The organism is Clostridium sp. CS001 (genome assembly GCF_020443565.1).
GTDB lineage: Bacteria > Bacillota > Clostridia > Clostridiales > Clostridiaceae > Clostridium_AD.
This window is the reverse complement of the sequence record NZ_JAIZZN010000002.1, coordinates 15,160-30,432: the sequence shown is the minus strand read 5'-3', so window position 1 is coordinate 30,432 and position 15,273 is coordinate 15,160. Positions and strand designations below refer to the sequence as shown.

The 15,273-nt window shown below is 32.5% G+C and carries 15 protein-coding genes and 1 pseudogene; 2 read left to right on the top strand and 14 right to left on the bottom strand.

The window, feature by feature from the left end; translation table 11 throughout:
- Positions 1–71: 71 nt before the first annotated feature.
- The 3 genes from LGK97_RS01855 to LGK97_RS01845 form a co-directional block, all read right to left on the bottom strand.
- Complete coding sequence (locus tag LGK97_RS01855) at positions 72–299, bottom strand: type II toxin-antitoxin system RelE family toxin (protein ID WP_264174952.1); 228 nt, start codon at positions 297–299, stop codon at positions 72–74.
- 13 nt (positions 300–312) lie between these two features.
- The gene (locus tag LGK97_RS01850) at positions 313–567 is read right to left on the bottom strand and encodes a hypothetical protein (RefSeq protein WP_226258038.1); all 255 of its coding nucleotides are present in this window, start codon (positions 565–567) and stop codon (positions 313–315) included.
- A 504-nt stretch (positions 568–1,071) separates the two neighbouring features.
- On the bottom strand, positions 1,072–3,411 hold the full coding sequence (locus LGK97_RS01845; protein ID WP_226258037.1) for a YcdB/YcdC domain-containing protein: 2,340 nt from the start codon (positions 3,409–3,411) through the stop codon (positions 1,072–1,074).
- 219 nt (positions 3,412–3,630) lie between these two features.
- Between LGK97_RS01845 and LGK97_RS01840 the strand changes: the two genes are divergently transcribed.
- Both LGK97_RS01840 and LGK97_RS01835 read left to right on the top strand, forming a co-directional pair.
- On the top strand, positions 3,631–4,026 hold the full coding sequence (locus tag LGK97_RS01840; protein ID WP_226258036.1) for a hypothetical protein: 396 nt from the start codon (positions 3,631–3,633) through the stop codon (positions 4,024–4,026).
- Between the two features lie 50 nt (positions 4,027–4,076).
- Positions 4,077–5,012 carry an EamA family transporter gene (locus tag LGK97_RS01835; RefSeq protein ID WP_226258035.1) on the top strand — a complete coding sequence of 312 codons (936 nt, stop codon included), beginning with the start codon at positions 4,077–4,079 and terminating at the stop codon, positions 5,010–5,012.
- 51 nt (positions 5,013–5,063) lie between these two features.
- On the opposite strand, the gene LGK97_RS01830 is transcribed toward LGK97_RS01835, so the two are convergent.
- The 11 genes and pseudogenes from LGK97_RS01830 to LGK97_RS01780 form a co-directional block, all read right to left on the bottom strand.
- Entirely contained in the window at positions 5,064–6,926 is a 1,863-nt protein-coding gene (locus LGK97_RS01830) for an ABC transporter ATP-binding protein (protein WP_319001542.1), read from the bottom strand.
- A 40-nt stretch (positions 6,927–6,966) separates the two neighbouring features.
- Positions 6,967–7,176: pseudogene (locus tag LGK97_RS01825) on the bottom strand (peptide deformylase); the annotation flags it as partial.
- 109 nt (positions 7,177–7,285) lie between these two features.
- Positions 7,286–8,146 (bottom strand): damage-control phosphatase ARMT1 family protein, encoded by an 861-nt coding sequence (locus tag LGK97_RS01820; protein WP_226258034.1) that lies wholly within the window; start codon positions 8,144–8,146, stop codon positions 7,286–7,288.
- Between the two features lie 376 nt (positions 8,147–8,522).
- A complete protein-coding gene (locus LGK97_RS01815) occupies positions 8,523–8,687 on the bottom strand; it encodes a hypothetical protein (RefSeq protein WP_226258033.1) in 165 nt (54 codons plus the stop codon).
- Positions 8,688–8,882: 195 nt separating this feature from the next.
- Positions 8,883–9,203, bottom strand: coding sequence for a (2Fe-2S)-binding protein (locus LGK97_RS01810; RefSeq protein ID WP_226258032.1), 321 nt, complete (start codon positions 9,201–9,203; stop codon positions 8,883–8,885).
- 181 nt (positions 9,204–9,384) lie between these two features.
- A complete protein-coding gene (locus LGK97_RS01805; RefSeq protein ID WP_226258031.1) occupies positions 9,385–10,137 on the bottom strand; it encodes an ABC transporter ATP-binding protein in 753 nt (250 codons plus the stop codon).
- On the bottom strand, positions 10,137–11,228 hold the full coding sequence (locus LGK97_RS01800; protein WP_226258030.1) for an ABC transporter permease: 1,092 nt from the start codon (positions 11,226–11,228) through the stop codon (positions 10,137–10,139). The genes LGK97_RS01805 and LGK97_RS01800 overlap by 1 nt, the downstream gene beginning before the upstream one ends.
- 147 nt (positions 11,229–11,375) lie before the next feature.
- A complete protein-coding gene (locus LGK97_RS01795; RefSeq protein ID WP_226258029.1) occupies positions 11,376–12,419 on the bottom strand; it encodes a sensor histidine kinase in 1,044 nt (347 codons plus the stop codon).
- Positions 12,409–13,089 carry a response regulator transcription factor gene (locus tag LGK97_RS01790; RefSeq protein WP_226258028.1) on the bottom strand — a complete coding sequence of 227 codons (681 nt, stop codon included), beginning with the start codon at positions 13,087–13,089 and terminating at the stop codon, positions 12,409–12,411. Before LGK97_RS01790 ends, LGK97_RS01795 begins: the two co-directional genes overlap by 11 nt.
- A 19-nt stretch (positions 13,090–13,108) precedes the next feature.
- Positions 13,109–13,351, bottom strand: a complete 243-nt coding sequence (locus tag LGK97_RS01785) for a hypothetical protein (protein ID WP_226258027.1) — start codon at positions 13,349–13,351, stop codon at positions 13,109–13,111.
- A gap of 256 nt (positions 13,352–13,607) precedes the next feature.
- Positions 13,608–15,074, bottom strand: a complete 1,467-nt coding sequence (locus tag LGK97_RS01780) for an Ig-like domain-containing protein (RefSeq protein WP_226258026.1) — start codon at positions 15,072–15,074, stop codon at positions 13,608–13,610.
- Between the last annotated feature and the right edge of the window lie 199 nt (positions 15,075–15,273).

Below are 15,273 nucleotides of genomic sequence, written 5' to 3'. Positions count from 1 at the left end.
CGCTATCTTTGAACTAAGTTTCAATTCCCATAAATTTTCATTAAATCATCATCTGCGATGCTGGAAGTTAGCTACTTGTAAATCTGTCCTCTATTTCCAACATCAATTACAACAATTACAACTTCTTTGTCATTCTTCTCAAATAAAACTCTGAAATCTCCAATTCTTAATCTATATGTTTCAACCATACCTTTTAATCTTTTTATGTCCCCTTCAGGCAGTTCAATAATTCCTTTAATAATTCTTTTCTGTATATCTTTATCTTGTTTGTTAATAAACTTTTCTGCTTTCTTGGTCAACTGTATATTATAATTATTGTTCATCTAAATTTAGTTCTTTCATTAAATTTTCTAAAGGAATAACTTGTTCATTCAAATTTTTATATTGTTGATATGATTTTTTCTCATCTTCAGTTGCTTCATCTTCATCAATATCCGCCCATTTTTTTTGTAACTCTTTATCTTTTTTCTGCTTCAAATACTCATAAAAGTCCAATACTTCTCCTAATACTCGTGAATCTTTTTCTTTATTTAACTTTTCTATTATTTCTTTAGCTAATGGACTCATTTAATCACTCCCTATTTCAATTTTAAAATAATATATAACCTAACTTTATCTGCCTAATACTATTATAGCAAATTGTAGTAGTTCCTACACCACCTTTTTTAGCAAGTAAAATCTGTCCGCATACGCTTCCATATTTTACAATGGGGTCGCATCTTCAATCTAATAAATTTAAATAAAATAAGCTTCACAATAAATATTCCTACTCAATCTATTCTCATTTTAATCTTAATCAACCAGGTTATTCTAGCCATGCATCCATTTTATTTCCTTTCTTTAGATGGCTGTCCAGACCCCATAGAAGAAACTGGAAACAGTTTCTTCTTGCTATCTCTCATGGCTGTTGTAGTTATTGGCGTTATAACTAAAAACCAGAAGAGTCTATAAATAAGGGATTTAAAAGTATGGAAGAAATATTAGCAAAGTCTAAGTAAAAATATTGAGTTCTCTTGTGTATACATTGAGAACTCAATATTTTTTTATTTTATAGATTAAACGATTGAATTCTTAATTTCCTCTGCTATTTCTTATGATATCTAAAACTTTATATATAGAAACAGCTGCATCTGAGATTATTACTTTGTCTTTTGGCTTAAATTTATTATCTGTAGCATTAGCAAATCCTAAAGCTCTAGATATAGCTATATAGCCTAGATTTTCTGGAGTTATATCACTTGCGTCACTGTATTTAACTATAAAAGTGTCTTTTGCCTTAGCAAGCTTATCATAGCCTGCAAGTTTTACAATATATTTAATCATTTCTTCTCTTGTAATTATTTCGTCTCCCTTAAAGTCCCCTGAGTTTTCTAATATTCCATAGGAAACTGCCTGCTGCAAATAATTATATGTTTCATCGCCTTTTTCTCCACCATAATTTATTTTAAGATCTTCTATATCATTTGACATATAATATCTGTACCCTTTTACATTAACAAGCATCTTTATTAAGTCAAGTCTAGAGACTTTCTTGCTTAAATCAAAATCCTTAGTACTAATTATTCTCTGGGAAGCTAAGAGATTTAACTCTTTTTCTTGAGGGCTTCCTTTAATCTTTGTTTTAAAAGCTGTAAAGTTATTATCGATTTCTTGTCCATTATAATCTACAAAGTTTCTTGTAGTTGAGTCTATGTTACTAAATTGGCTATATTGCATCCCACTTTCTAGGCTGTATACAAGTTTAGCTTCCATAACTGGGTTCTTTAGATCTTTACTTGTATTGATAAGTAAATATGCAAGTTTAGGAGTATATTTTGCAAAAAATATTTTTTGTGCATCCTCAGCGCTCATAATTCCAGCTGCTGAAGGTATTTTAAAATTATCTGCCCATGAACTATTTAGGTTAGTTATCTCACCGGTTATTGTGTCAAACTGAATACTGATATTATCGTTTTGATAGGATATTCCATTAATTAACCTATTAAAATAAAATCCATAATTTCTATCAACTTGAGCTATGTTATTATAATAACTTGTACTTGGAAAATAAGTTTGCTCAGTACTCATATCTTTCACCTTATCTGGCAAATACTTTTGAACTATTGATATAGCCTTATCATAGGACTGTTCCCAAGTAAGTTTAGGTTGCACAGTAACATCACTAGCACCTGTCATGTCACCATAAGGATTATATTTATATAAAGACATAAGTTGACCTGTTAAAGAGTCTATCTGTACATTACCTTGATCCCCAAAACCGTTAGTTACACCCTTTTTATTAAATTGCCCTGACCAACAATTTACAGTAGGTCCAAAGCCTATATTACCTTTTTGATAATTTATAGATTGAATATCATAGCTATCCCCATATATCTCTTGAACTATTTGTTTCATTATTGCTTCAGCAGAATTATTGTCCAATTCCTTAGACAATTTCTGTAGTGGTTTATAGCTATCTATAAAAGCTTTTTTCTGAGTTGCATCTAAATTCCTTACCTTTTTTTGTGCCAATTCTGTATTGTACACATCTAACATCTTTCCGTCTTTTGCATCAATATTAGTTCCTGTTGATGAATCAATCATATATACAAGCTTTAAATTCTGAGTTGAACCACTCATTCCATTTTCATCTCTAACAAGTATATATTTGAGTTGAAGCTTTAAATTATCCTTTAAAATCTGATTTGCTTTATCTTGTGGTAAAATAACATCCTTTGGGATTTCGGGAACCTGGCTATCACTCCACATAATACTATATGAGGATATTTTACCTGTAACTCCATCAACGCCTACAGTTAAATAGTTTCCTAAAAAAGGAATGCCATTTACTGTTCTATAGTAAGTGAAATTATACCCTGTTAGATCTCCTCTCATACCGTTATTGATCTCAGAACTTTCTATCAGCTTGCACTGTGGAAACTCTTGTAAATTTATCTTGTTTAAAAAACTTTCACCTATTTCTTTAGCTTTATCTTCTGTTAATGTTGCAGATGCCACTGACTGACTATTATTATATGTGTAATTATCAATGTTAATAATTTTTCCTGAATTAGCATCTACTGAAATATTGATATTAACACTTTTGTTTTGGCTGTTTGAATTCCAAGATATCTGCCAAATGTAATCTTTATTAGCAGTCGCGTACCTATAATTAGGACTAAAGTTTACATTAGTTTGATACTGTGTTTCATCAATTGTAATATCCAAATAATCACTTAAAGCCTTTTTTGCAATTTTTTTCGCGTCATCCTTTGAAATTTTAGCATTATTTTCATTTGCTAGGTTACCCTCTACACTAGCAGAATTTGCAGTAATGCTTTTAACTTCAGCATTTTGTGCATAACTGGGCAACGTAGCGCCAAATGAAATCATAGCACTTAGTACAATAGAAAAAATTCTTTTATTTCTCATAATTGGTCCCCTTTTTAATTTTTAGGTAGGTGGTACTTTTAAGCTAGCTGTCCATCCCTTTATCTACATTTTATATCATAACCTGGTAAATAGCTAGTTAATATTGCAGTATGTCAGATGATGATTTAACAGGTAGCAAGTGAGCTTAGCCACAGGCACGCTCTCAAAGAACCCAGGGTAGTAATTTCTTCCACCCTGAGTTTCTAGTGAGGATATGCTTTGTTGGACTCACTTGCTAATAAACTTGGTGGAAAGCAGCAGATCTATGATATGGTTGCAGACGGAAAATTTATCTTGAGTAAATTTGTAAAAGAAACTGCACAGGAAAAATTTAAGGTTAAAACCATAAAACAAGGAGAAGAAATTTGGCAAAATGGATATAGGGCAATGGATACACTTATAGGGAAATATAAAGTTGAAATTTTCATGAAGGATACAAAGATTCAAGAGAAAATTTGGGGTATGATAAATTCAAAGCAATATAAGCTTCCAGGAGTAATATCTATTAATTTCACCCAGGCAGATGGCTGGAAGATTCGGCTTGCCATTGTATCAATTTCAGCCTCTCCACTTGCCACTTGCCACGTGGGTGGCACTATGCTTATTGTGTTTTAAAATTGAATATGATATTGTAGACATAGGCCGTTAGCCGATAGGGGGCATCTATGAAAAGAAAAGATTTTATTCTCGCTATATTAGTGGTGATAGTTTGGGGTGCAAATTTTACAGTAATTAAACTAGGCCTAGGAGGCGTACCTCCAATGCTACTTGTTACTTTAAGGTATACTTTAGTTGCATTTCCTGCCGTATTTTTTATCAAACCACCTAAAATGCCACTAAAAGATTTACTACTTTATGGATTTACAGTTGGGGTAGGTCAATTTGGTTGTTTGTTTTATGCCATGCATATTGGAATGCCAGCTGGAATCGCCTCTATAATAGTTCAATTACAAGCATTTATATCTCCACTTTTAGGATATTTATTATTAAAAGAAAAATTCAAAACTAAACAATTAGTAGGTTTTTTAATTGGCGCTTTGGGGCTTCTTGTGATAGGAGTTGCTTCAAGTACCATTGGAATAACATCCATACCTATTCTCGCTCTTTTACTTACAATATGCGCGCCTATATTTTGGTCTATCTCAAATATTGTAGCAAAAACTGCATCAAAAAAATCAATAGAAAAAGGTGAACAACTTGATATGTTAAGTTTAGTTGTATGGGGAAGTCTTGTACCACCAGTTCCCACTTTAATCCTAGCATTATTAATTGACTCTCCACAAACTCTTATTAATTCAATGTCTAATTTAAATATGATGTCTATATTCGCAATCCTTTATTTAGCTTTTGGATCAACGCTATTTGGATATGGATTTTGGAGTATATTAATATCTAAATATCCAATTAATAAGATTTCACCATTATCATTATTGGTTCCAATAACTGGACTACTTACAGCTAGAATTGTTTTGGTGGAAAAGCTCTCAAGCCTACAATGGACAGGGGTTTCTGTTATAATAATTGGGTTAATAGTTACAAATTTAGATTTTAAACAGATTATAAATATGATTAATAAAACTAAAACAAAAAGGGTGGAATAGTTTTGGCACATCCACCCTAAAAAATGCTTTAGTTTAAAATTCAGAAATCATCTATTTATTTATATGTTGAGTTTTATAAAGCTCAGCATAGACACCGTCTTTTCCCATTAAACATTCGTGATTTCCATCTTCAATAATATTTCCACTATCAAATACAAGAATCCTATCTGCTTTTCTAACCGTAGATAATCTATGAGCAATGACAAAAGTTGTTCTACCTACTATTAGACTATCAAAAGTTTCCTGTATTTTAGCCTCAGTAACACTATCAAGGGCAGAAGTTGCTTCATCTAAAATTAGGAATGGTGGGTTTTTTAGAAATATACGAGCTATAGAAATACGTTGTTTCTGTCCACCAGAAAGCATTGCTCCACGTTCTCCAACAAAAGTATTGAATCCATCAGGCATAGCAATAATATCATCATAAATCTCTGCCTGTTTTGCTGCTATTGCAACTTCCTTAGGAGTAGCATCAAGCCTACCGTATCTAATATTTTCGAGAATACTATCAGCGAAAAGAAATACATCTTGTTCTACAACTCCAATATTTTTATGCAAAGATTCTTGTGTGACTTTACGTATATCTACATTGTCAATCATAATTTTTCCTTCATCAACATCATAAAACCTTGGAATCAATTTACATAGTGTTGATTTTCCTCCACCTGATTGACCTACCACCGCAATTGTTTCGCCGGGATCCACATGAAGAGAAATATTGTGTAATACTTGAGTCCCCTTTTTGTAAGAAAAACTAATATTTTCAATATCTAATTCTCCTCTTACCCTGCCTATCTCTACAGCATTAGGATCATCTTTCATTTCAGTTTCAGTACGCATCATACCTACAAAACGTGCAAGTCCGGCTCCACCTGTTGCAAATAGTTCAGCAAAGTTTGAAAGTTTTCTAATTGGAGTTATAAAAGTAGCAATATATAAAGTAAAAGTTATTAAATCGATTTGATTCATCTGCCCTTTCATAATTAATAAACCACCTACTAAGATAACTGTTGCTGGCAAAATACAAAGGAAAAATTCCATTGTACCATTAAAACGTCCCATAGCCTTATAAAATTCAGTTTTAGATGTTTTGAAAGCATTATTTGATTCAATAAACTTATCAAATTCTGAGTTCTCATTTGCAAATGCTTTTGCCGTTTTCATGCCCGAAAGCCCTGATTCAATATTTACATTTATAGAAGCTGTTTTTACTTTCACTTCTAGAGAAGCTTTTGACATTTCGGAACGTCTATGCCATACAACTAATATGAATATAGGCAAAATCAAAGCAATAACCAAAGTTAATTTCCACTGAATAGTAAATAAGATGCCTAGTGACCCTATTATTGTCAAGGTGGATATAAAAACATCTTCAGGACCATGATGAGCAAGCTCAGTTATATCAAATAAATCTGCTGTAAGTCTACTAAGTAGTTGGCCTGTACGATTTTTATCAAAGTATCCATAAGACAATTCCTGCATATGCTGAAATAAATCGCTTCTTATATCTGCTTCTACTAATACTCCAAAAGTGTGACCGTAGTAGTTTATTATATAGTAGAAAAAAGCTCTTAGTGTATAGGCAACTATCATTACCAACATAACAATTATAAAAGTTTTATAAGCATTATTAGGTATTAGCTTATTTAGAGAATAACGGGTTATTGCTGGGAATGATAAGTCAATAAGTGCAATTAATAATGCACATGACATATCTAATATGAATAAATTTTTGTGTGGTTTAAAATATGAGAAGAATATTGAAGCTAGAGATCTTTTTTGAAATTCTTTTGTATCCATTCTTGGTATTTTCCTTTCTTTTATGCGTCTTTGTTTTTCTTTTAGTATAACATATTTATCTTCTGGACAGGCTAAATTATCATATCTAAAATCTACAAACATCTCATCTACCAAAATTAGATAGACCTCCTTAAAGCCTATCTAATCTATTCCATTAGATTATTACACCTTCAAAATGATCCATTTCATGCTGAATTATCTGCGCTGTGAATCTAGTAAACACTTGCTTTTGCTTCCTAAAGCTTCTATCAAGATATTCTACTTCTATGATTTCATATCTCTTTGTTTTTCTAACCCCCATTAAAGATAAACAACTCTCTTCTGTTTCATAAAGCTTTTCCTTCTTTAATATATCATGATTTACACCTCTTTTTCTGTTATATTATTTATAAAAAATAAGACATGGTTTTAAAATAAGTGTCTCAGTGCTATACCTATTATCATATATAAAGCATCAAGTTAAGAAATTTATTCTAGTAACTTATAAGCACATAATCCATTCTTTTACAACCAATAGTAGAAGCAACTGAACTGCATTTTGCTCGCAGTAGATAAAATATAGTCTTATCTTTAATATCACTCAATGTTTCAAAATTTGCTTGCCCTTTACTTATAATAAGATCCGCTTTATTAAATTCCCTTTTAAATGCGTTTGAGCAATCTTTTAATACGGTGCCCTGTGCAGAGTGTCCATTGTCAATAACTTTTACTAAATCCATAACACCTGTACTTATTGCGTCATCCATAGTTGCATCATTAACTATAGGGCCTCCCTTTACTACATAAGTAACCTTATCCATTGGAAGATTCTCTAATAAAAATTTATCAAATATGATTTCACCAGAATTGTCGCCAATATACATAATATACTTCGCCTTTTCAACTGCTTCTCTTAGAGCAGCTGTTCCAGCACCAAAAATATCACGTTTGATGCTTTCCTTAACAGACTTAACAATATCTGACTTCTCAAGTTTTAGTCCAACAGAAAAATCTATAATATTCCCAGCAATAGCCAGCCTACAAGCCATATCGAAGCGATCTTCTGCCTTATCCAACCATTCTTCTTCAATGATTTTCTCATAAATCTCCTCAGCAATTTCATTGTACTGCTTTTTCAATCTTAAATATGGGTCATTAACACCAGTAATATTTTTAGCATGTTGATGCATCCTAAAAGCTATTTCCACTGCTGTTTCATTGAAGTCCATTTCTCCCAATTCTTTCAAAGACCTTTTTATTATTTCTTCTTGCATTGCTACATTGCTTGTAGCTTCTTCAGCTATTTCTACTGCTTGTCTAGCAAGACAATGAATACACTCATGTGAAATTTTCATATAATCTTCTCCTTAAGAGTACTATAATCTTATTTATAAACTGGCATATTCAGAATTGTACCGTCTTAATTTATGACTGAAAAAACGCTATTACTTGTGGTACGGTTAAGCATTCATCATCCTAAATTTTATTTCATATTTAGATATGTTTTGTGTCTATATCAATCCTCTATTATTATTCAAATGGATTTAGTGATACTATAGAGGTTACAAACCCGAATTGTTCATACCTTATATAAAACAATAAATTCCATTTATTGTTACATCCCCAAAGTCATAACATATTCATTTTAGCTATTACTCCATGTTAGACGCACACACAAAAGAGGATACCACTTAATATGAATACCCTTCTTAAGCTATAATTTATAAAATCCTACTTTTTAATCGTTATAACTAAATTATCTGTAGTAGTTGTATGTTTTGAATCTGTATATTGAGGTCTATAACATTTAGCATTCCAAGTATTTTTAATAGAAAAAAGTTTTGTTAGTTGATTTTTACTACAATCTAAATCCTCTAATGCTGTATTCTTACTCAACTTATTCTCATTTAAATCTTAATCAAATAGTTCATTCTAGCCACGCCTCTGCTTCATTACCTTTTCTTAGGTGACTGTCCAGACCCCATAGAATAAACTGGAAACAGTTTCTTCTTGCTACAATTTGATAAAAAAGAACTATTGAATAATATCCAATAGTTCCACCCTTTTCTAAAATATTTATCTACTACTTGCTTATCTTCCAAGCTCAATTATATTTTGAACAAGTGCTTTACATCTTCCACAATCCGTACCTGCCCCTGTAATTTGGCCAACTTTTTCTACAGTATCAGCGCCATTTTTTACAGTATCAACTACATCTTTAAGTGAAACATTCTTGCAGCCACATACTGAAGTAAGAATTTTGTCAAGCTCACTTTTACATCCCTCACACACGGTGCAAACTCCTGTTATCTGAGCCACCTCATTTACTGTTCGAGCGCCAGTACACATAGCTTTTCTGATTGTGCTGTAATCAATATTATTTGTTGTACAAATCGCTTTATTTGCTGCCATTTCTAAAATCCCCTCGCAATTTAACAAATTTTTTTTACCCAATAATTGAGTTTTGAATACCTTTTTCAAGAATTAAAGTATATCATATGCTCCACCAAGTGCGCAATGGTTAAACAATAACCTCCAGTTATTGTTATGCCCCCCGAGGTCGCAACATAAACTGGAAGTTTATGTTTGCTAGTTATTTAGTTATATCAGATAAAGAAGAATCAAAGCTCGCTTCCTTAAAAGGCAAGTTGCTGTCATACTTATTCATGTTATAGATACTACCATTCTCTATGCGATACACACAATCTACCAAATCTAAGATTCTTTCATCATGCGTTACCATAACAGCAGCTTTATTATGCTTCTTAACTTCTTTACTAATCATTTTCACTACTTGTCTTCCTCGTTCACCATCAAGACTGGCAGTGGGTTCATCTGCCAATATAACATTAGGATTATTCATAAATGCCCTTGCAATGGCAACTCTTTGTTTTTCTCCACCAGATAATTTGTTTGGAAATTTCAATGCAAAGTCTGAAAGACCTAAATCCGCAAGTAACTCATCCACATATTTATTAGAAGCTTCCTTATCCCTTTGCTTTGAAATTTTAGTAATTAATCTTAACTGATCTCGTACATTTAAATAGGGAATTAGTTGATGGGACTGAAATATAAATCCAATCTGCTGTCTTCTAATTTTTGTCCACTCTTTCTTTTTAGAAGAATCTATAATGGTATCACCAATAATGACTTCCCCTTGTTCACTTGATAGTAGTGCACCTGCTATGGATAAAAGTGTGCTTTTTCCAGAACCAGATGGGCCTACAATTGCAACAAATTCACCTGGTTTTACTTTCAGGGAAACCTGTTTTAAAACTGTATTTTCACTGCTACCATCCTGATAAGTCTTTGTAATATTATTTATCTCTAAAGCATATTTTCCCATTATTCCTTACCTCCAATTGTAATAAGCGGATCAACTTTTGCAACTTTAACTAATGATATCAAACTGCATAATACGGAAATTACTACAAATGCTAAAGATATCAAAATAGCTGAAGGACCTTTTAATGAAAAAGGCATACTACTAGGAAGCATTCCTGCCATGATAAATGTAAGTATATTCCCAATTATCATACTGCCCCCTGCTAAAAGTAATACTTGAAATATGACCATTCCAGATAGCATTTTCATGTCTGCACCTAATGCTTTTAACACTCCAAACTGTTGAAGTTTTTGGATGGTAATTACATAGAAGAACACTCCTAAAATAGCTGCTGAAACAATAACTAATACCCATAAAATCATATTAATAGTTGTTTGCTCCTGAGCATATCCCGGTATTTTGCTTATAACAGAAGCTTTGGATAAGACCTCTACTCCCTTTAAACGTATATTTTCTACATCCTTACCTTTTATAGCAAATACATTATAATCCTTTTTGTAACTTGGAGTAATAAGGGTTCTTATTTGTGTATATGTATCCGTTGAAATAATTCCCATAGATGAGTGTCCGTATAATATATCTTTTGCAAAACCCACAACTTTCATTTTTGTACCAGCTTTTGAGTCAATAATACTATCTCCAATTTCAACCCCATCATCCTTAAAGGAATCATCAAGAACTATTGAGTATCCTGTATCTGCACTTTCCAAGGTATTTCCTTCAATGACTTTGGGCATCATAAAACTATCTGGGTCTACTGCCATATAGGTAATATCCCTCTTGGTTTCATCGCCCTCTAGCTCTATGCTCGTCCTCTGCAAATCAATTGCTGTAACATCATCTGTGGTCATAGCTCGTACCCCTTTAAACTGCTGCTCAGACAATGTTGATCTTGTTATTATATCATCTGCATCTTCACTTAAAACATAATACTCTGCTTTTGCATCTTCAATTGCTCCACTTGTAGCCATAGCTAGTCCATTTGCAAGTCCTGATAAAAAAAGCACCATGAAAACCAATAATATTAATATCCCAACAATAAGCGCGTATTTAGATTTGTTATGTTTCAATTCTTTAAGTCCTAAAACCATATATCTCGTCTCCTCTTTCTAATCATGATTCTTTTAACTCTACTTAGCATAACATAGTTTCATGACTTGAATGTGACCAATAAGTCATAAAAAATCCCTGAAACTATTCAGAGATTTTTTTATTTAGTCTTATAACTTTATATACCTTTAAGTATTTCTTAATATTACCTTAAACTCACAACCCTCATTTTCCAGGCTCCTGCACTCAATATTCCCACCGGTAAGTTGGATAATCCTTTTAACAATGGACAAACCGAGTCCATGTCCTTCTGTTTTATGAGACTCATCGCACTGATAAAACTTATCAAAAATCTTCGGCAATTTATCCGCTCTTATACCAGGTCCTTCATCCTTAATTATTACCTGAATTTCAGTCTTATCCTCGTTATATGCTGCACTAACATAGATCTTACCCTTATTATTTGAAAATTTTATTGCATTCTCAATTAGATTCATCCAAACTTGATATAACAAATCAAAATTATTATTAATCTTACACTTTACTAAATCCAGTTCAAATTCTATTTCTTTTTCTTCAAATTTATCTGATAAGAAAATCATGCACTTTCGTATTTGCTCATCTAAATAAAACTCTCTTCTGCTAGTAATAATTTCCTGATTATCTAGCCTAGACATCTTTAGCATATTATCACTAAGCCTGCTTAACCTTAGAGATTCACTATAAAGGCAGCTTAGATACTCAGCCTCTTTTTCCTTTGACAAATTGCCGTCTAAGAGCAATTCTGAAAAACCTGTAATTGCTGATACCGGGGTTTTTATCTCATGAGATACATTGCTCATGAAATCTTTGCTCATATACTCCATTGCATTCAGTTCTTTTATCATCTTATTAACATTAACCGCTAATTGACCAATTTCATCCTTGCCCAGAACTTCTATATGGGCACTAAAATCCCCTTCTGCTATTTTTTTAACAGCTTTACTAACTTTAACAATGGGATCGGTAACAAATTTTGAAACATACCACAAGGCACTACCACCTAAAAGCACCGTCATAGCACAGGTGGAAATCATAAAGAGTCCTAATTCCGTTATAGTCCATTCTCCGTTAGCGCATATAAAAAATAATACATGTAGCACAATAAAGGAAATACAAAATGCACTGCATAAAGTTACAACTGAAATAATAGCTATTTTCCATCTCACCGATAATCTTATCTTATTTATCATCGTTTTTCCTCACTTTATATCCAAGACCACGAACCGTTATAATTTCAAAATCATCTAAGTTCTCAAATCTTCTCCTTAGTTTCTTGATATGAGAATCAACCGTTCTGTCGTCAATATCTGTATTCATCCCCCAAATTTCATCCATTAATTCTTGCCTTGTAAAAATCTTGTTGGGATAACTAAGTAGTTTAAAGAGCAAATAAAATTCTTTTGGTGGCAGTTCCTGGATTTCCTCTTTCATTGTCACTGTCAGTGCATCATAATCCAAAATAACATTTCCTACTATAAGTTTGTGATCATCTGCTATCTGTGCTCTTCTAAGAAGTGCTTTTATCCTAAGTAGCATTTCCTTCAGATTAATTGGCTTCACCATATAATCATCTGTTCCTGCCTTGAATCCTTTTTCCATATCATCCATTTGATCTTTGGCTGTTATCATCAAAATAGGAAGTGTATAGGCGGCATCTCGTAGCAGCTTTGTAAGTTCATACCCGTTCATATTTGGCATCATAATGTCACTGATAATCAAATCAACGTGCTGCAAATCTAATACTTCCAACGCTTCCTCTCCATCAAAGGCTGAAAATACCTGATATGCCTCATTCTTTAGTTTTTCACCCATCAATTTATTTAAATTTTCATCGTCTTCTACCACTAATATGGAAAACATTCCTTCACTTCCTTATGTACTACGACTTCAAAGAAGCAAAAATTCTGTCCAGCTCCTCAAAATTACTATAGCCTTTTGATTTTATAGTAGCCGTGCCCAGTTCTTCTGCCACAACAGTTGGAAATACTTCTACACCCATGATTCTTGCCATTTCAAAGCATTTAAAAGTTTCTAGTCTTATTTCTTCTGAGTTAAACTCTTTTTCAAATTCCTCACCTGATATATTAAAGCTTTTAGCAATATGGATATACTCTATCCACACATTGTATCCATAACATAATATATTTTAGTTTTCATATTTATAGTCACTCCTTGAATTAAATTTTTGTATTTTTAGGGACAAGGTATTATATAACCTTGTCCCCTTCAATCTTAAGACAGTTATAGCAAATTCTAAGTTCTCATAGAGGCAGATTTAACTCAGTGATAAATATACTAACAGGTGCAGGTTCTGCCACCGTACCATTATTTTTAAAAAAATATAGTGCCACCCACGTGGCAAGTGGCAAGTGGCAAGTTTATTTTATTTTATAAGTTAAATCTATTGAATTTGAAATCAAATTATGATCTGCATAATCCTTAACAGTATATGATTTATTCTCTCCCATATCTTCTATACTATTATCGGAATTAAAGTTTACTAACAAACGATAGTGATCGCCCCTATCTATAGGATATGTATTAAGATGCGTTATAAGTAATACTGATTTATGTTCATCATCAGCCCATCTTGCGTCACCATTATCTAATAATGTTCCATTCTCAAATAAATTTCCTGCCATCGGCAGTCCATTTTTATCTAGTTGTTTCAATACAAAACGATAAGTATTAACCGCATTCTTAACTGGTTCATCAAAATATACCATTACGCTTTTTGCTCCCACTATAACTGCTTTAGTTACTACAGGAATTTTAGTGTCAGTAAATGTAAAGTTACTGGTAAGGTCTTCTAATTGCTTATAACCCTTAGCATCAGTAAGTTCCTTAGATACTGTTAATTTATAGCTTGAAAAATTCTTAAAAAATATGTCAGTTCCTAAGTAATCAAAATTTAAAGTTGCTTTAACAGTCTTCGAATCTATATTCACTAACTTTCCAATGTCCATGTTTATTCCATACTCATCGGATATTTTAAAAATGTCCGTATTTTTAACCGATGTGGCATTGATAGCTTTATTGAATTTAATTTCAACTTGTTTTCCATTAATAGCCTCAACGGACGTAACTTCAACTGGTGAATCATCTTTAACCGTAACCAATATTGTTTTAAAGGCTTCATAGTCTCCCATCGTTTTTCCAGCTATATAGTTCTTCCAAGTTTTTGAGTTAACAGTGTTTATATGGACTACCATCATATAAGTTCCTTCTTCTTTAAAGGTATAGGATGGTGTTTGCGTATATTCTTTGGCTCCGCTTGTCCATACCCCGGTTCTAGGATTAAATGCATGTAATCTATAAAGATATGGCCCCTGAATTCCACCTATGTTTTCAATTCCATTAAAGTTAACAGTGAGGCCTTTAGCGGAAATCTTTGGAGCACCACTAGCGTATACTCTGCTTGCATCATTTCTAGATACGCAATTTAAGTATGCCACATAGTAAGTATCGTAACCCTTAGAGTTATAACCTGCTGTCCCTGCTTTTTTTACCCAAACAGAAAGTTTGTAATTCCCCAATTTAAAAGCCGGAGTTTCTGGTAATACATATGGTGTTTTAGCATCTACCGCAACACCATATCCACTTGTTACTTCACTCCATTTACTTCCATCAAAAAGAAATGCTCTGTATTGCACTTTGCCCTCATACTTTGAAGTTATTGTAAATTTTTCTGTATCTCCTACTATTAGAGGTGAATGTTCTACTCCAACATAATTTATAATTGGACTAACTACTTGTGCAGCTTTCACTGTATCATTATTTACTATTCCCACAATTATAAATATTGCTGCCATAAATATGTTAAGTGTTTTTTTAAATTGTTTCATATGCATTTGTCCCCTCTTTATTGCTTGTCATTTAGTATATACCTATTCCCATAAAAATGCTGTAGCTCTTTTTCCTAAAATGTAATCGTCAAATACTTTAGTCCCCACATCTTTAGATAGTCCAACACAAACTAATAAGGGTAATAAATGTTCTTCCCGAGGATGACAGTACCTGGCACTAGGAATGTTTTCCCAATAT